Genomic DNA, 18,235 nt, shown 5'->3' on the forward strand with positions numbered 1-18,235 from the left:
TACCATCGTTTGCAAAAATCGGCAACTTTCCTAAACGAAAAAGCGTTTAACATATAGTTCGATCCAGATCGAAACCAGGACAAAGATGATACTTATTTGATACAAGGGGCAGGGAGATGAAATAGTTATGGGTAAAAAGCGCCACTTTGGCACCGTCGCACGGTATACCGTGATACTGACGATTTTGGGAGCCACGATGATACCCAGCCCGCTTGTGGCGGCAGAGGATTTAGCAGTTCCGGCTAAGGTTCTGAGCATTCAGAACCCTTCCGCAACTGGGCAGGCGGCGCAGGTACCCGCCCAGAAGTCGGCGATCAAATGGAAATTTAGCCCTTCGTTTTATGATCAGGCAACCGGTTATTCCTACTACTACGCTACCGCCGACCAAATGAGCAGTCGCACCATCTATCTTGATCAGGAGGGGGAGTGGCATGCGTTTGCAGAAGGAGTAACGATACATCGGGACTATATATTGGAAACACCGGTCGTGGACAGGACGAAATACGGCGATCCTATGGAAGGGCTCTACTCGACCGTATATGACCCATCCAAGGAGACTGCGACGAGAGGGGTATATTTTGCAGGCGGCTCGGACCTCCAGCATGGATTGCGCTACGTAAAAAACTATTACAAGCGGCAGGACGCGCAGGGAAAGGAGTATACTGCTTCCGATTTCAGCCTGCTCCTTCGAACCCGTTCCGGAGTGATCCGCGAGATCGAGCGCGTGCCTAACCGTCTGCGTTTTAAGGCGATGCCGGACGGAAATGCATTTGCGGAGCAGTACAGCGTTCCCCATAAACCGGATGAAATTTTGATCATCAACACCGAAACGGGAAAGAAGAAGCACTTGGCATATGACCGACCAGATTACTATGACGAAAAAGGGGGTCGGCTTCTCATCACCCTCAATAAAACGGGAAATCCAAGCATCGTGTATACGCTAGCCGACGGTAAGCATCGCCCGGCGACTGAACAGGATTGGAAAGAGTTTAGCAGCATTAGCTTGGCCGAAGGCAGCCATGTTCCGTGGCCGGACCCTGCTACTGCGCCTCCAGCTGATTTGCAGCCACAGGATTTGCCGGTGACATCGGTCCAATCTCAAGATCAAATCTTGGTCCGAGCTGCGATTGGCGGTCGTGCGGTGAATTTATCCTTTGCTTTTGTCCAAAACGGCCGGACTCTGTTCCCCGTTCGCGAATTGGCGGAGCAGACAGGCCTGGAGGTTAAGCAAACGAAGGTGTCTGGAAAAGCGGGGGGCACATCTTTTACCTTGAAAGGACCTGGGGGGAGCGTTAGTTTAACGCCGACTGACCCTATGATGATCGGCGGCCAGCTCTTTATTGGCTCTGATATCTTGAAGCGGATTGGCCTGCCGGTGCAGGGGGTGAATTGGAATCCCTAATTAGATGAGGGCGGATTTGGAGATTGGCTCATCTTTGGAAAAAGGGATTGATCATAGATCCATTTAATGGTTACTCAAACCGAAAAACTAGGAATTACATAGTGAAAGGAGAAAATCAACGGTGAACAAGAAGCACAAACGGAAGGCCTCGTTGTTGTTTGCAGCGCTGCTGACTGCGGCGGGTACGGCGGTGGTGCCAAGCCCCAGCGTACAGGCGGAGAAGGCACCTGCGGCTCAGGATAAATATCAGACAATCGAGAAACTGCCGGCGAGCGCAGAGCAGCCAACCAAGATGCAGTCCAAAGAAACGTACACATGGGAGTTCTATCCTATATTTTTTGATAAGTCGACAGGACGTTCTTATTACAATGCGCACACTTATGATGAGGAGAGTTCATACGAACGAACGGTATATCAGGATGCAGATGGTCAATGGCATTCACTTGAAGAGGGGTTATCTGTCAATTGGGATTATGAACTGGGTGCAATCAAATTAAGGAGATACGGGTTTGGCGAGGGACTCAGCGAACTCTTTTCCACGTTATACAATCCATCCAACGAAGTAGCAACCACAGGGGTTTATTGGATGGGCAGTGACGACAACCGTTACGGGCTACATTACATGAAAAATTACTACACTCGGCAGGATACCAATGGCTATTGGTATTCATCCGAGTACATTCTGCTCCAACGAACAGAGGACGGCGTGGTCCGAGAGGTTGGACGTACCTGGCATCGGCCGCTATATTTCCCGATGCCGAATGGTAAGGTTCTCGTTCAACAGTACAGTAACACGGCTAAAATGAATGAGTTATTGATTTATGATCCTGTTTCGGGGCTTATGAAGCACTTGGTCTACGCAAGCCTCGACTATTATGATCCACATAGCGGGCGTCTGCTCGTCAACTATAACAAGCCGGGCCGCCCTATCGCAGTGATTACGTTGGCCGATGGAAAAATACGTCCGGCAACGGAGCATGATTGGCAGGAATTTAACCGTCTTTTGTCGGAAAAGGAAGACGTTGCGCCTCGGCCAAACGCATCGACCAAGCCACCCGCCGATTTACAACCACAAAACTTGCCGGTGACGCATATTCAAATTCATGACCAGATCACAGCCAGAGCCACCATTGGCGGTAAGGTGGTATATCTCAGTTTTGCCTTTATTCAAAACGGACGCACGATGATTCCTGTACGGGAATTGATGGAGCAGGCGGGCCTGGAAGTCAAACAACAGAAGGTGGCTGGAAAAATGGGTAGCAGCACTTTTACCTTAAAAGGGCTAGAGGGAACAGCGACTGTAACGGCTGCTGACAGCATGATGATCGGTGACCGACTCTATGTTGGATCTCATGTTTTGAAGCAGATTGGGTTGCCGGTTCAGGGGATGAATTGGAATCCGTAAGTAAGATCGCGGCCTTATCATAAAAATAACGGCATGCTTTCCCATGGTCTACATGGGAGGCATGCCGTTTTCATTACAATCGGTTGGATTTGATTACAAAACAGTTGGTTTCATTACAGAGCAGTTGGCTTGGCTTCGCTGCCGTGCCGCTCCTGCCGGGAAGACCGGCTTACGTACAGAAGCAGCAGCGCGGTGACCACAATTAACACGATGATCATCCCGATCACCCCGTTCCAGCCGAAGCCGGACAGGAAGAATCCGCCGGACCAGCCCACCAGACTGGATCCCGTGTAGTAGAAGAGCAGGTAAAGGGATGAAGCGTAAGCTTTATAGCGCATCGGTGCCGCTTTGCCCACCCAGCCGCTGGCAACGGTGTGTCCCGCGAAGAAGCCACATGCGAACAGAATCATGCCTGCGATCATAAAGACCACGTTGCCAGCCAGCATGAGCAGGGCACCGACAAGAAGCATACCCAGGCCGCTGGCAATCAAGCCGGCACGTGAATAACGGTCCGCCAGCTTACCGAACCAGACGGAGGACCAAGAGCCGATCAGCTGGAAGACGAACAGGCATCCGATCAACGTTTGACTCAGCTCATAAGGCGGCTGGGACAACGGGAAGTCGATATAGTTAAACAGCGTAACGTACGCGCCGAGCAGCAGAAAACCGATCAGGTACAGGCACAGGAGCCGGGTGTTTGCAAATCCGTTCCGGAAGCCGTCGGCCCAGTGGTGCAGTGAAATGCTGACCGGTTTGAAGTGGTTTGATTTGGGCAGGTAGAGCCAAAACATCAGACTGCATAGAAGGCTGACTAAGCCTAGGACAAACATCGCAGTATGCCAATTAAAAAAATCGGTGATCAGACTGATGATAACCCTTCCTGCAAAACCGCCTACCGCAGTGCCTGCCACATAGAATCCCATGACCTGCCCGATGCTGCGCGGTTCGATCTCCTCGTTCAGATAAGTCATGGCGATGGCCGGAAAGCCCGCAAGGCTGACGCCTTCGAGCAGCCTGGCAGCCAGCAGCAGATGAAAGTTAGTGCTGAACGAAGAAGCCATTGCCAGCGCGGATGTAACGAACAGCGACACGCTCATGACGCCTCTGCGCCCCCAGGCATTGGACAGCAGGGAGACAAACAGCATGGTAACCGCTAATGTAATCGTTGAGAAAGAAATGATGAAGCTGGCACTGGAAGGAGATACGTGGAATTCCTTCGCAAACGTGCCAATCAAAGGCTGCGGGCTGTACAGGATCGCAAAGGTGACCAGACTGCCCAACAGCATGCTGACCAGTACCCGGAAATAGGCACGGGTACCGATTTGAATGTACTGCACGATAAACGCCTCTCTTTGTTAAGTTCTGTAAACTCCTCTTTCGGTGACGCCCTTAAGTATACGCCTGGTTTGCTTATGTTGTATAATGAATTAAAATTATTAAATTAATGCCTGTGAGTTATGAGGGTTTGGAAAGAGGGCTGGCAATCATGGAATGGCAGCAGCTGGAGTACTTCCGCGTCGTGGCCAGGCTGGAGCATTTCATTAAATCGGCGGAGCAGCTGGCTATTTCCCAGCCGGCGCTAAGCCGGTCGATGACGAAGCTGGAAAAAGAGCTGGGGGTACAGCTGTTTGACCGGCATGGCCGATCCGTTCAGCTGAATGAAACGGGAAAGCTGTTTTTGGCTAGGGTAGAGCGGGCTATGCAGGAGATTGAGGATGGGATCGAGGAGATCCGGCAGTTCCACGATCCGTTTGCTGGCAAGGTCTCGATTGCATTTTTGATGTCATTTGGTGTTCACATGCTGCCTGATGTCATCGCAAGCTTCAACCGCAAATATCCGGACGTTGAATTCGCGCTGTATCAAAACCCGACGACGGTTATTCTGCCGCAACTGCTGCGAAGCGAGGTGGACCTGTGCATTATCGGTCCATTCGGCGAAGAGCCTGGTGTCGTCTGGCACAAGCTCGTTGAGGAAGAAATGTACGTCTACGTGCCTGCGGATCACCGGCTTGCAAAGCGTGAAACCATCCGGCTGGAAGAGGTAGCGGGCGAACCGTTTATATCCTTTAAGCCGGGTTATGGCGTCCGGACGCTGATGGAACGGTTTTGCGGTGAAGCCGGTTTTGAGCCGAACATCCGGTTTGAGGGCGATGATATTATGACGGCCGCAGGGCTTGTCTCCGCTGGACTTGGAGTTACGATCATCCCGGCTTTTTCGGGTATTGAACATGGAAAGGTCAGGCGGCTGCGCGTGACGGAGCCTTACTGCCGGAGGGAAATTGGACTGGCCTGGGTCGAGGACCGGAAGCTTCCTCCTTCCGCCGACCTGTTTCGCTCATTTATTATCGAGTATTTTCGTGGCCAAGGCGAACTGTAGAATGCCACTATTCTGAACGCAGATTGAAAGCCTGGATATCCAGGCTTTTTCTCTTATCAAATGACCCGTTTTCAAGGGAACAAGACTGGGATTAGCGAAGGTCAATTTTGTTATTTAAGTATTTACTTTATCAAGAAAATGGTTTATTATAACAACAGAGAGAGCGCTGAACCACTTTTTACCTGAAGATCCTTGGGTTCACCAACGTAACAGCCCAGATAACTACATGAACAAACTAAGCTTCGCTCAACACAGAGGCAGACCGCCGCAGGGCGGATTCGAGAAGAGGGAGGGGAGACAGCTTCATCTTATGGCAAATGATACGTTTTCCGCACTGGCAGATCCAACACGTCGCGGCATCCTCGAATTGCTGGCCGGGAATCCCGAACTATCCGCCACACAGATCTACGAACGTTTTGATGTAAGCCCGCAGGCCATTTCGCAGCATTTGAAAATCCTTCGGGAAACACAGCTCGTCCGGGTTGAGAAAAGGGCGCAGCAGCGCATCTACTCATTGAACATCGATCCGGTCAAAGAACTCGAGCATTGGGCGCAAACCATCCGGCAGCAGTGGGATGGAAGGCTCAATGCCATGGACCGCGTGCTCGCTGAAGAGATGGCCAAGCGAAAAGCCAATCAGGCGAATCATGAAAATAAAGGAGAATGAATAAATGAATCATAATGCCAGCAAGCAGGAGCTCGTCATTACCCGTGTGTTTGATTATCCGGTCGATTTGGTCTGGGATGCCTGGACGGATCCGAGTCTGGTCATGAAATGGTGGGGCCCTGCCCATTTCAGCTCACCATCGTGCAAGATCGATCTTCGCGAAGGGGGAAGCTACCTGTTCTGTATGCGGGCGCCGGAATCCTTCGGCGGACAGGATTATTACTCCGCGGGTGTGTACAAACGAATCGTTCCGCAGCAGCGCCTTGAATTTACGCAGATTCTGTCCGATGCGGAAGGAAACGCAGTTAAGCCTTCCGATGTCGGCATGCCGGAGGACTTCCCGGCTGTGGTCGATTTCGTCATTGATTTCATCTCGAAGGGCGATCAAACCGAGCTGATCATTAGAGAGTCCAACTGGAGCCCAGGTCCAATGGCCGACAACGCGGTTACGGGCATGAACCAGTCTCTCGACAAACTTGCCGCAAGTTTGGCTTAACTATGTTTTTCACATATCCCGGAAACGGTATATAAAAGAAAAAAACGCCCCAGATTCGTATCTGGAGCGTTTTTTGTGCTGCAATGCCTTCTTGCGGCATGTTGATGAATATCAGCTTTCGCGAATCCAAACCGTCATTTCGCCAGGCTCCCGGTTGCCCCATAGCGTATATGGGACGGCCCGAAGGCGCTGCTGTTCCAGCTGCGGCCGCACCGTGCTGTAGAGATCGTTCGACGCTTCCGCCGGCGTGCCGGTGCGAAGGCCATCCGCCTCGATTATGGCGACGCCGCCGCGCCATTCGTCCATGAAGACCTGCAGCTCGGCATCTGCCGGCAGACTTAGAGAAGCGAGCGGGGCTCCGTTGTCGGTTTCTTCCAGGCAGTAGACGAGCGGGCCGCGCTGCAGCGCGACTTTTCCGCTGCTGGCACGCAGGTTCGGATGGGCGTAGATCCGCCGCGGCTGCATATCGAGCTCAAGCTCAACTACGTCACCGGCCTGCCAGTCCCGGCGAATATAAGCATAGCCGTCACGCAGCTCGTACTGGGCAGGCTGGCCATTCACGCGAATCGCGCTTGCAGCAGACCAGCCGGGAAGACGAAGTGCAATCGTGAAATCACCCGCGCCATCCGCTTCCTGCACTTTCAGGCGAACCTGGCCTTCCCAAGGCAAACGGCTCTCCATGTCCAACTGAACGCTGCGGCCGGCCGCCTCGTGGCTGATTTGGCTGCCAATATACAGATGCACAAAGAGTGCCTCGTCGCTCGCCGAATAAATGTATTGACCGAGTGAAGACAGGAGGCGTGACACGTTTGGCGGGCAGCAGGCGCAGCCGTACCATTTTTGCCGGACCGGCTTGATGTGGCGCTTGCCGGGATTGCCTTCGCTGGCCGCGGGCCACACTTCCATCGGGTTCACGTAAAAATAGTGCTTTCCGTCGCCGGCAATTCCCGCGGTTACGGTGTTATACAGCGCACGCTCCATCACATCGGCGTATTCGCCCTTCACTTCATTCTGAAGCAGCCGCTGGGCAAAAAAGATCAGGCCGATCGATGCGCAGGTCTCACTGTAGTTTGTGTCGTTCGGCAGGTCGTAATCAAACGTAAAAGCCTCACCGTGATGCGTGGATCCGATACTGCCTGTGACATACATTTGCTTCTGCACAATGTTGTCCCACAAGCGGCGGCAGGCTTCCAGCAAAGCGTTGTCTCCCTTAAGCAGAGCCAGGTCGGCCATGGCCGTATACATATAGACGGCTCTTACCGCATGGCCTGTCGCCACCTCGTGTTCCCGCACCGGCTTATGCGCCTGGTGGTAGGCAAGATTTACAGGCCCCTGTTGAACGACACCGGGTGCCCAGTGCGAAATCCGGCCCCGCCGTTCAAATTCCTCCGCAAAGAAATTCGGCTCCTGCCCGCGTTCATCGATCAAAAAGCCGGCTAGATTCAGGTATCTAACTTCGCCTGTAGCATGGTACAGCTTGACCAGAGCAAGCTCAATTTCCTGGTGACCGTCGTAACCCCGGATTTTGCCTTCTTCCGGACCAAAACGGTCATCGATATGGTCGGCAATCTTGCGCGCAATGTCGAGAAGCTTGGTTTTGCCTGTTCCGTAAAAATAGGCGACCGCTGCTTCGATCAGGTGTCCAGCCGTATACATTTCGTGGCAGTCCATCAGATTGGTCCAGCGCTGGTCGAGCTTGTCAATCGTAAAGTATGTGTTCAGGTAACCATCTTCCTGCTGTGCGGCTCCGATCAGATCGATCGCTTCATCGGCGACTTTTTCCAGATCGGAGTCTAGGGACTGGGCGAGCGAATACCCGACCGCTTCCAGCCATTTATACAGGTCGGTGTCCTGAAACACGAATCCGGCAAAGCTTCCTTCCTCGAGTCCCGCGGCAATACGGAAGTTGCGGATCGCATGGCTGGGTTCGGCATCGGGAACACGGTCATTCAGGGCTTCCCACTGGTAGGGAATCACGGTATGCTTGATAAGATCCACATGATTGGACCAATAGGAGTCGGTGATGCGGACGGATTTCAAATCAAGCGGCTGTGGATGGGTTGGTGCATTTTTGGTAGACAAGTTTTCGTTCACTCCTAACATCATCATCTGCAGCTTTATCATATCGAATCAAGACAAGGATTGTCGGTAGTGGAACGTGCATAAAAAGTGTCATTAGCCCACTAAATTGATTTTTACAGACGAGCAGGAGGATTGTCATGCTGCCTATTTATCTACAACAACCTTACAAGCTCCAGATGGGTGGACAATTTGTCAGCGATGAGGATTGGTCCCATATGGAACGGACCATTTCCGATTATGAGCTGATTATCGGTGTTGCGGGGGTGGTCTTTCTCGAAGCCGGCGGCCAGCTGTACGAAGTGAAGGCAGGGGACATGCTGCTGCTGCGGCCTGGGGAGAAGCATCGCGGATACAGGCTGTCTTCCCCCGGCGTTTCATTTTACTGGTTTCATTTTTTGCTTCCTCCGGAGACGGGCGGAGAGCCGGACGGGGTCATACCTCATTATGCACACTGCCCGGAACCGAGCCGAGTTCACATTTTGGCCAGGCAGCTTCTGCACGCGGCGAGCGGAGGATACCGGCTGAAGCAGGCGGGGGACTATTTTCTGACGTCGCTGCTGATTGAATTGGCGGAGCAGCTGCAGGATGCGGGCGCATCTGAAGCGATGGACCCCCGCCTGTCAGAGCTGCTGGAATGGACCCGGCTGCATGCCCTCGAGAGGCATATGACCGTCGACCGGGTCGCGATGCACATGGGGTACAACCGCAACTATTTGTCGCGGATGTTCAAGCAGAGATTCGGCACGGGCCTCAGGGATTATATTCACCGGATCCGGCTGGAAGCGGCAAGGGAGCTGCTCGTGTCGAGCAAGCTGCATATCAAGGAAATTGCGGACAGGGTCGGCATCGAAGACGACAAGCAGTTTATTAAATGGTTCAAGCGTCTGTCCGGCGTTACACCGACGGAGTACCGTCAGGCGTTTTCGGCAACACGTCTGAACAAGACGTAGGGATCGATGACATCGGTCCCCTGGATGCCGGCAAATAGGGCTTCGCGGGGAAAATGATTCCTCCGGACTCTGTTTTTTTGGGTAACACAAACTATATGGCCCTTTTGGCCGTGTCTGCATCCGGATCATCCGTACGAATAGAGCTGCATGTAATGCTTTAGTACCTCCCAAAAATACATCCTGGGTAAGTCGAGACTCCCATTTGAATCGTGCTATCATTTTTTAAGACCGTTGTTTACAAGCTGCCAAACATCGTGAACGACGGCCTTCAGAAGAGCCTGCAGAAGTATATGCAGCAGAATCTGCACACGATTGCACGATACTTGAGGAAAGGATTTGAACTCGATGATACAGGAAAAATACGCCAACATGCTGAACATGGCCGAGGTTTCGACCCCGGACCGAATGTTATATCCCTTTGATATCTTCCGCCAGCTTAGAAAAGAAACGCCAGTTCGTTACGACAGCAGCCGAAACTGCTGGGACGTCTTCCGCTATGAGGATGTGCAGCGCATTTTGAAGGATCCGAAAACATTCTCCTCCGAGCGTGGAGCAGGCGCAGGCGGCTCCATTCTGTTTATGGATCCGCCCAAGCATAAGCAAATGCGCGACCTGGTCAGCAAAGCGTTTACGCCCAAGGCGATTCAAGAGCTGACCCCCCGTATCCAGTCCATCGCCGAGCAGCTGCTCGATTCGGTAACGGATGGGGCCATGGACATTTCCAGCGAATTCGCCACTCCGCTGCCGGTCATCGTCATTGCCGAACTGCTGGGTGCTCCGAAGGAAGACCGGAACAAGTTCAAGCACTGGTCCGATATTCTCGTGGAAAGTGCCGACGACCTCACCGACGAAGCATTCCAGCGGATTACCGACAAGCGGATGAAAGCGATGGGAGAGCTGTCCGAGTATTTTAAGGGAATTATGGCGCAGCGGGCTGCAGAGCCGCAGGAAGATCTCGTAACTGCGCTGCTGAACGCTGAAATTGAAGGAGAGAAGCTGTCGGAAAGGGATATTATCAGCTTCTGCGTGCTGCTGCTGGCTGCCGGAAACGAGACCACGACGAACCTGATCACGAATGGTGTGCGCGTGCTGACCGAAAGACCGGAGCTTCAGGAGCAGCTGTATCAAGCGCCGGACCTCATACCTTCCTTTATAGAAGAAGTACTGCGCTATTACCCGCCGATCATCGCGATCGGACGCAAAGCCGCGGAGACGGTACAAATCGGAGAGCATACGATCGAGCAGGGAGCACAGGTCATTTCCTGGGTTGGGGCCGCCAACCGCGACGAGTCCCGGTTCGACGACCCGGACGGCTTCCGCCTGGACCGCAAACCGAACCCGCATATGACGTTCGGCTTCGGTATCCACTTCTGCCTTGGGGCTCCACTGGCCAGGCTGGAAGGGAAAATTGCGTTTCAGGCGCTCCTCGACAGGTTCAAGGATCTGCGCAGAGCGGCGGACGCTGAACTCCAGCCGATCCAAAGCTCCTTTGTCTTCGGCGTCAAAAATTATCCGATTGCGATGAGCCGCAGATAGAGTCAGGTATCCTTAGGAGTGCTCCTGCATTGTTTCAGAGAGCATAAACGGCATGGGGAACTCACAGATTCCCATTTTCGGGAGCTGTCCATATTTCTTGGAGGCTCCCGGATATGCTAGAATAGAAAATAGCAGCTTGTACATAAGCATGATGATCTAAGGCATCCCTTTACTGCGATGGTTCCAGGAACAGCATTTGCAGGGAAGAACGGATGCCTTTTTGCGTAAGCCCGCCGGGATGATCATTTCGTTTTACCGAAGTATAAGGAGTTGAGCGCCCGTGGAAAGGCAAGTCGAAGAATTGTGGCACCAGGTCCTGTCCATGATTCAAAAGAAGATCAGCAAGCCCAGCTATGATACGTGGCTGAAATCGACGAAGGCCGTCAGTCTGCAGGATAACGTCCTGACGATCAGCACGCCCAACACGTTTACGCAGGAATGGCTGGAGAATCGGTATACCAAGCTCATTTTGACAGCGGTTCGCGAATGCATGGATGCTCAGCCGGAGCTTCATATCATTACCCAGGATGAGCTGGAGACCGAGAGAAGATCCGCATCACCCGAACCGGCTGCCCTCATAGAGGATAATATCCTGAACGATCCGGCTTTTGCCGCCATGCTGAACCCAAAATACACCTTCGAAACGTTCGTCGTCGGACTCGGCAACCGTTTTGCCCATGCAGCTGCACTGGCTGTAGCGGAGGCGCCGGGCAAGGCCTATAACCCGCTGTTTTTGTACGGCGGCGTCGGTCTGGGTAAAACCCACTTGATGCAGGCGATCGGCCATTATGTGCTGGAGCACAATCCGCAGGCGAAGGTGCTCTATTTATCCTCCGAAAAGTTCACCAACCAGTTTATCAATGCCATCATGAACAACCGCGGCGAAGCTTTCCGTAACAAGTACCGCAACATCGACGTGCTTCTGATCGACGACATCCAGTTTATCGCCGGCAAGGAGCAGACACAGGAAGAATTTTTCCATACCTTCAACGCCCTGAAAGAAATGGGGAAGGCGATCATCATTTCCAGCGACCGTCCGCCCAAGGAAATCCCCACCCTGGAGGAACGGCTACGTTCCCGCTTTGAATGGGGACTCATCACGGATATTCAGCCCCCGGATCTGGAGACCCGGATTGCTATTCTGCGCAAGAAGGCGAAAGCGGAGCATCTCGACATTCCGAATGAAGCGATGGTATACATTGCCAGCCATATTCATACGAACGTCCGTGAGCTCGAAGGGGCTCTCATCCGCGTCATCGCTTATTCCTCGCTTGTGAATCAGGACATCACTGTGCATATGACAGCCGAAGCACTAAAAAATATGATCTCGCAGTCGCGTCCCCAAATGATCTCGATCCAGGACATCCAGGAGCGGGTGGGAGATTATTATGGTTTGCGCATCGAGGATTTTAAAGCACGGAAACGGACAAGAGCAGTAGCTTTTCCCCGGCAAATCGCCATGTATCTGTCCAGGGAGCTGACCGATTACTCGCTGCCCAAAATCGGGGAAGCTTTTGGCGGCAGGGACCATACGACCGTCATCCACGCCCATGAAAAAATCGCCTCGGTTATTCGTGAGGACCAGGAGATTCATCAAATCGTAAGCCGGTTGTCCGAGAACATTAAAAGCCGCATCCAACCGCGCGTATAGCCTGTTATTTTTTATACCCGTATAATCTGAACCTGTCTGCCTCAGACCCTCCTTGGTAAGATAACGGCATAAACCATCTACCAGGGAGGTTCTTTATATGAAATCAATCGTCATTGAAAGAGCGGGCGGAACAGAAGTGCTTAAGGTCAGGGAAATGCCGGATCTTGCGCCAAGATACGGGGAAATGATCGTGGACGTGGCGTATGCAGGCATAGGGCTCGTGGATATTTTGATCCGCAAAGGCGCGTTTACGGAGCTGTTTCCGTTTCCGGTGATACCGGGGCTTGAGGTGTCAGGATTCGTCCGCTCAATCGGGGACGGGGTTGAAGGGTTCCGGATCGGCCAGCCGGTCGCTTCCATGAAGCTGCTTGAGCTTGGCGGATACGCTACTCAGGCCAGAGTGACGCCGCAACTTACGGTTCCGCTCGATTCGCTCGGAGGAGATTTCGATATGGCCGAGGCGGCAGCCTCCATCGTCAATTTGACGACTGCCTACTTCGCGGTCAAGCAGGTGAACCGGATGAGGCAGGGGGACACGGTGCTGGTTCACGCCGCCGCAGGCGGACTCGGCAGCTTTCTGGGGCAAATCGCCAAACGGTTTGGCGCTGGGAAGGTGCTGGGGACGGTGGGTTCGCCGGATAAAATCAAGCTGGCCGCATCACTCGGATACGACGAACTGCTGCTACGCTCCGATTTTGTGAACGAAGTGAAGCGGATCGCGGGGATACAGGGAGTCGACGCCGTATTTGACCCGGTTGGGGGCGAGACGCGGGCACGCAGCCTTGAGCTCCTGAGACCGCTGGGGCAAATCGTCGCTCTGGGCAACGCCAGCGGCGGCGAGCTCGCGCATCAGAGCAACGAGATATGGCTCGGCAACCAGAGCATCGCCGGCTTTAACTTGGGGGCGTATGCCATGTATGATCCGGTTGGCGTGGGGCAGGCGGCCAGGGAAGCGCTGCAGCTGCTCGCCAGCAGAAAGATCCGGTCGGAGGTGCACGGCATTTACCCGATGGACAACGCCTCTGAGGCGCATCGTCTGCTCGAAAGCGGCCAAACGGCGGGCAAACTGGTGCTGCAGATGGGATAAGCCACAGCTTATATATGAGCCTCTTGCCCGCTTGAACGCGGAGCGGAGGCTTTCTTTTACGGCGGGAGGGATGATATCATCTGAATAGTAGAGTTCATGGAACGTTGTACAACTTGGAGGTGCTGCTAACATGATGCAAACCCGGAATCTGCTCGGGGAATTTTTAAAATCGCGCAGGGAAAAGCTTCAGCCGGCGGACGTCGGAATTAGCGGGGGATACGGCAGAAGAAGAACTCCCGGACTTCGCCGTGAAGAGGTGGCGGAAATCGCTAATGTCAGCACTACCTGGTACACATGGCTGGAGCAGGGGAGAGACGTGGCTGCTTCCAGGGAAGTCATGGAGAACATCGCCAGGGCGCTGCTCCTGTCTCCTGACGAGAAGCTGCATGTCATGCGGCTGGCGGGATTCGGCGATCTTCCGGACTGGTCCGCGCCGGCTGCAGTTCCGCCATTGGAGCCGGGACTGCAGAAAATCATTGATCAGCTGCGCTACCCCGCCATCTTGGTCAACCGCCGGACCGAAATTATGGCTTGGAACCGCCAGGCTCCCCGGCTGTTGTATGACTTTCTGGAAGATCCGGTAATGGGCCGTAATATGGTCTGGTCCATCTTCATAAATCCGTATTTACAGGAACGCGTCCTGAACTGGGAAGAGTTTGCCGCATACAGCGCCGCCATTCTCCGCGCCTACCATGGTCAATCACAAGGGGACCCGTGGTACGAGGCGTTTGCCCAGAAGTTGTCCGAAGAAAGCCCGGAATTTGCGGCGCTCTGGGATTCACACGATGTACGGGAGAAGCAGGTGCAGCCGTTTGTGCTGAACCATCCGGACCTTGGGCTGTTATCCTTTGAAATCAACACGTTTGCCCATATTAATGGCAATGAAGACCTGCACTGCTGCGTCTATTCTCCGCTGGCCGGAACCGGAACCGAGGAGAAGCTGGATCTGGACGCGCAAAAAACGCCGTAGCCGGACGACCGGCTGCGGCGTTTTTAAGAGATATGAAAGTATAAACTCCGATATTAAACATCCTGATCTCGAAAGAAAAACTTCCTCTAAACGTGGTCTTTCTCCTTTGAATGTACGTCGACCGCCTACATCGTATGAATCCGGGCGGCAGCCCCGATGCTCAAATGCTCTTGATCCAGCTGATGACAGCGGGCTGTTACAGCAAAAGCACCGATCGAAAAAGCCAGTGCCGCCCACGGTAAATAAGCCAAACCGATGCTGTCGACGACCAGGCTGCCAAGAAGGGAGCCGCAGGCGATGCCAAGGTTGGAGGCCACCGGCATCAGGGTCGAAGCGAAGTCCTTGGACCCGCCGGCCGATGCGTCGGCGAGATCGATTAGATACAGCTGAACAGCGGCACTCAGGGCGTAGGAGAACAAGGCAATGAGCATCAGGCAGAGAACGGCTGCCCAGGTGAAGCTCAGGGTCAGGGCAAGGGCCAGCATCATCAGGCTCTGAACGATAAATACAATTTTGAGCTTGGACCTCGAATCCCCTTCGGCTACCTTGGCTCCGATCCAATTGCTCAGGATCGTCAGGCCGCCATAACCGAGCAGCACAGCGCTTGTCCACTGCTTTGGAATGCCGAGCACGTTCTCAAGAATCGGTGTGATATAGGTATAGACGATAAAGACTGAGCCCACGCCGAGCACCGGAATCAAGAAAGCCATCCGGATGCGGCGGTTTGCGAACAAGGCGAACTGCTGTTTCATGGAGCTGACGCTGACGGTATCGCTTTTCGGCAGAACCGAAGCGATGATGAACAGCGGAAGGATGCCCACCGCGGAGGTGACGATAAATGCCGCCCGCCATCCGAGCAGCTGGCCGATATAGGTGCCGACCGGCACGCCCAGGACGTTGGCGATCGAGAAGCCGCCGATGATCCATGCGACGGCGCCTGCTCGGCGGGACGCCTGGATGTGTTCGCTGGCCGCGGCAATGGACAGTGACAAGGTCAACCCGCACAAAATGGCTGTGATGACCCGGATCACAAACATCAGGGCAAAATTGCCGGCGAAAATCGTCAGGGCGTTCAGCACCAGCAGGGCCGCATAGCCCGACAAAATGGTCACATGCCGGGGGATGCGTCCCAAGAGGCTGACGCCAAACGGCGTGCCGACCGCATAAGCGATAGCGAAGCTGGATACGAGGATGCCGGCGGCCGCCAGGGATACGCCCAAACTGACGCTGATATCCTTCAGCAGACCGACGATAACGTATTCGGTCGTCCCCAGTACGAACGCCGCAAAGGTGAAGGCAAAGATCAGAATGGTTTCTTTTTTAGTTGTCATGGTTCTCTCTTCTCCTGGATGTCTGTTTTTTCTTTGATCTTACAGGATGAAAGGCTTTTCAAGTCAATAAAAAAATTGTCGAATGGTGCTAGAAGGTAGAGGAGCCTCGCTTAAAAACCATGCTATAATGAAAGGAAAAAGCAGGTGGACGGATTTGACGAATCAAACAACCAAACCTTGGCGCGCCGATAAGCTGTCGCGTTTAGGTTCCTCTATTTTTGCGGAGGTGGCCGCTTGGAAGAAAGAAGCCGAAATGGCTGGTCGTGACCTGATCGACCTAAGCATCGGCAGCCCGGATCTCGGACCCACGGAGGCGGTGCGCCGCGCTCTAAGCGAAGCTGTGCTTGACGAAAAAAACTATACATATCCCGGCTCTGCGGGCAGCGATGCGTTCCGGGAGAAATGTGCCGCATGGATGGAGCATCGCTTCAATGTGCGCCTGGATCCGAAGTCGGAAGTGCTGTCCCTCATGGGTTCGCAGGACGGGCTGGCGCATTTGGCCCAGGCGATCTGCAATCCCGGCGACCTCGCGATTGTCCCGAATCCGGGATACCCGATTTATGCGGGTTCGCTGGCCATTGCAGGCGTGAAGCCCTATGAAATGCCGCTTCGGGAGGAGCTCGATTTCCTGCCTGATTTGGAGAGCATCCCGGACGAAATTTGGGAGCAGGCGGTATTTATCCTATTGAACTTCCCAGGTAATCCGATTGCGGCAACGGCGGACCGTCCGTACTTTGAACGGCTTGTTGCTTTGGCTCGAAAATGGAACGTCCTGATCGTTCATGACCTGGCCTATTCGGAAATGGGCTTTGACGGTTACCGGCCGCCAAGCATTCTGGATATCCCAGGTGCAATCGAAAGGGCCGTCGAGTTCCATTCGTTCTCCAAGAGCTTTAATATGGCGGGCTGCCGGATCGGATTTCTGGCCGGAAACCGCGATGTCCTCGCTTCGCTGCTGGAGCTGAAGAACAACATCGATTACGGCGTCTTCGGACCGATCCAGACGGCGGCGATCGCTGCGCTGGAGCAGGCGATGGACCCCTCTCAGTCCACTGGCGGGGTGGCCGGTTTGTACGAACGCCGCCGGGACGCACTGATCGATGCGCTCGCGCGGGAGGGCTGGGTCGTACCCAAGCCGAAGGCGACGATGTTTGCATGGGCGAAGCTGCCGGCAGCTTTCCTAGAAGGCGCTGGGCCTTGGAGTTCCCGGCAATTTGCCCGGGAGCTGCTGATCGCCACAGGGGTGGCCGTGATCCCCGGGGACGGATTTGGTTCGGAAGGAGAAGGTTATGTGCGGATCGCTCTTGTTCAGGAGGAAGCGCGTCTGCGTGAAGCGGCCGCCCGGATCGGACAATTTATTACGATGCATGGAAACACGAAATAGCATGTGGCATACCGGGCCATGACAGAATAACCCTGCTCTTGTGAGCAGGGTTATTTGTTTATTGATTAAAAACAAAAATTGATTTTTAATTCCTACTTGACAGGTGAGAATAATTGGTTTAATCTTACGTCAAGGAAATCGATTAACATTCATTTAATGAATGGTCATTATTTTAACATTAAACTAAATATCAGCCGATTGGTCCACCAAAGGCTCCTGTAATCCATACCGCTTCTTGCGGTGATGGCATTCGGGGGCCTTTTTGTATATCAACAGGCACGTTGATGCGGATGGCCGCTACTCTATGGGGAGAGCAATGGTGGTGGTTGATGAACGGTGAAAGGAGAGATATGGAAGAGAAGCAGTGGCTTCAGATGGAGGAAGCCGATTGGCATTTTCGCAGGCTGGTTCGGAGATTCGTCAAGGAACGTGACAAAGTATCGATTGAAGGCGTGTCCCTTCCCGGGATGCTCGTGTTGAACGCGATTCTGCATGAAGGCGAGCAGAAACTCGGGGATTTGGCCGAACGGCTGGATTTCACCACAGGCGCGGTGACCGCTGTTTGCGACAAGCTGGAATCGCTCGGCTTCGCGCAGCGAAAGCGCCTGGAGACCGACCGCAGATCGGTTGTCCTGGACATTACGGATAAGGGCAGGGACATGCTTGAACGCAACCGGGACGCAGGTACATACATGATTGAACGCATCTTTGGAGGCTTTACGGCCAAGGAACTAGAGGAACAAATCGTGAATTTCAAAAGACTCTACGAGCATTTGGAAGGCTTTGCCGACGCCGTGCTGAAGCAGGCGCATCCGCCGGAGAACGCCGAGGAGCCGCCTCCCGGCCACCGAAAGGCAGCGCAGAGACCGAACAGATTTATTTCATATTAAAATCATT

At 53.7% G+C, this 18,235-nt stretch carries 15 protein-coding genes; 12 read left to right on the forward strand and 3 right to left on the reverse strand.

Translation table 11 applies throughout. From position 1 onward, the window contains the following. The first annotated feature begins 127 nt into the window (after nucleotides 1-127). Nucleotides 128-1,402 carry a hypothetical protein gene (locus ABIE48_RS12175; protein WP_192714433.1) on the forward strand — a complete coding sequence of 425 codons (1,275 nt, stop codon included), beginning with the start codon at nucleotides 128-130 and terminating at the stop codon, nucleotides 1,400-1,402. A gap of 121 nt (nucleotides 1,403-1,523) precedes the next feature. Next, nucleotides 1,524-2,807 (forward strand): stalk domain-containing protein, encoded by a 1,284-nt coding sequence (locus tag ABIE48_RS12180; protein ID WP_192714432.1) that lies wholly within the window; start codon nucleotides 1,524-1,526, stop codon nucleotides 2,805-2,807. Between the two features lie 113 nt (nucleotides 2,808-2,920). Here the strand turns inward: ABIE48_RS12180 and ABIE48_RS12185 are convergent, their stop codons facing one another. After that, complete coding sequence (locus ABIE48_RS12185) at nucleotides 2,921-4,144, reverse strand: MFS transporter (protein WP_260869185.1); 1,224 nt, start codon at nucleotides 4,142-4,144, stop codon at nucleotides 2,921-2,923. Nucleotides 4,145-4,293: 149 nt separating this feature from the next. Between ABIE48_RS12185 and ABIE48_RS12190 the strand changes: the two genes are divergently transcribed. The 3 genes from ABIE48_RS12190 (at nucleotide 4,294) to ABIE48_RS12200 (ending at nucleotide 6,347) form a co-directional block, all read left to right on the forward strand. Next, nucleotides 4,294-5,184: a LysR family transcriptional regulator gene (locus tag ABIE48_RS12190; protein WP_260869184.1), complete on the forward strand. Its 891-nt coding sequence runs from the start codon at nucleotides 4,294-4,296 to the stop codon at nucleotides 5,182-5,184. A gap of 310 nt (nucleotides 5,185-5,494) precedes the next feature. Continuing rightward, nucleotides 5,495-5,851 (forward strand): ArsR/SmtB family transcription factor, encoded by a 357-nt coding sequence (locus tag ABIE48_RS12195; protein ID WP_186325870.1) that lies wholly within the window; start codon nucleotides 5,495-5,497, stop codon nucleotides 5,849-5,851. Nucleotides 5,852-5,855: 4 nt separating this feature from the next. Further along, entirely contained in the window at nucleotides 5,856-6,347 is a 492-nt protein-coding gene (locus ABIE48_RS12200) for an SRPBCC family protein (RefSeq protein ID WP_192714431.1), read from the forward strand. Nucleotides 6,348-6,458: 111 nt separating this feature from the next. Here ABIE48_RS12200 and ABIE48_RS12205 read toward each other — a convergent pair whose 3' ends face one another. Beyond that, nucleotides 6,459-8,429, reverse strand: a complete 1,971-nt coding sequence (locus ABIE48_RS12205; protein ID WP_354518949.1) for a glycoside hydrolase family 127 protein — start codon at nucleotides 8,427-8,429, stop codon at nucleotides 6,459-6,461. A 137-nt stretch (nucleotides 8,430-8,566) separates the two neighbouring features. Here ABIE48_RS12205 and ABIE48_RS12210 point away from each other — a divergent pair, with 137 nt between their 5' ends. From ABIE48_RS12210 to ABIE48_RS12230, 5 genes are all read left to right on the forward strand, one after another. Beyond that, a complete protein-coding gene (locus ABIE48_RS12210; RefSeq protein WP_192714430.1) occupies nucleotides 8,567-9,379 on the forward strand; it encodes a helix-turn-helix domain-containing protein in 813 nt (270 codons plus the stop codon). A 345-nt stretch (nucleotides 9,380-9,724) separates the two neighbouring features. Next, nucleotides 9,725-10,915 carry a cytochrome P450 gene (locus ABIE48_RS12215; RefSeq protein ID WP_145020558.1) on the forward strand — a complete coding sequence of 397 codons (1,191 nt, stop codon included), beginning with the start codon at nucleotides 9,725-9,727 and terminating at the stop codon, nucleotides 10,913-10,915. A gap of 322 nt (nucleotides 10,916-11,237) precedes the next feature. Beyond that, nucleotides 11,238-12,566 carry a chromosomal replication initiator protein DnaA gene (gene dnaA, locus ABIE48_RS12220; protein ID WP_244879365.1) on the forward strand — a complete coding sequence of 443 codons (1,329 nt, stop codon included), beginning with the start codon at nucleotides 11,238-11,240 and terminating at the stop codon, nucleotides 12,564-12,566. A gap of 97 nt (nucleotides 12,567-12,663) precedes the next feature. Next, nucleotides 12,664-13,653, forward strand: coding sequence for a quinone oxidoreductase family protein (locus ABIE48_RS12225; protein ID WP_145020552.1), 990 nt, complete (start codon nucleotides 12,664-12,666; stop codon nucleotides 13,651-13,653). 130 nt (nucleotides 13,654-13,783) lie between these two features. Beyond that, complete coding sequence (locus tag ABIE48_RS12230; RefSeq protein WP_192714429.1) at nucleotides 13,784-14,623, forward strand: helix-turn-helix transcriptional regulator; 840 nt, start codon at nucleotides 13,784-13,786, stop codon at nucleotides 14,621-14,623. A 125-nt stretch (nucleotides 14,624-14,748) separates the two neighbouring features. Here the strand turns inward: ABIE48_RS12230 and ABIE48_RS12235 are convergent, their stop codons facing one another. Next, nucleotides 14,749-15,954, reverse strand: coding sequence for an MFS transporter (locus tag ABIE48_RS12235; RefSeq protein ID WP_192714428.1), 1,206 nt, complete (start codon nucleotides 15,952-15,954; stop codon nucleotides 14,749-14,751). A gap of 127 nt (nucleotides 15,955-16,081) precedes the next feature. Between ABIE48_RS12235 and ABIE48_RS12240 the strand changes: the two genes are divergently transcribed. Beyond that, nucleotides 16,082-17,338, forward strand: a complete 1,257-nt coding sequence (locus ABIE48_RS12240; protein WP_192714427.1) for an aminotransferase class I/II-fold pyridoxal phosphate-dependent enzyme — start codon at nucleotides 16,082-16,084, stop codon at nucleotides 17,336-17,338. A gap of 350 nt (nucleotides 17,339-17,688) precedes the next feature. Continuing rightward, nucleotides 17,689-18,228: a MarR family transcriptional regulator gene (locus tag ABIE48_RS12245; RefSeq protein WP_192715299.1), complete on the forward strand. Its 540-nt coding sequence runs from the start codon at nucleotides 17,689-17,691 to the stop codon at nucleotides 18,226-18,228. Nucleotides 18,229-18,235 lie beyond the last annotated feature (7 nt).

It is taken from the genome of Paenibacillus sp. OAE614, from assembly GCF_040546645.1.
GTDB lineage: Bacteria > Bacillota > Bacilli > Paenibacillales > Paenibacillaceae > Paenibacillus_AQ > Paenibacillus_AQ favisporus.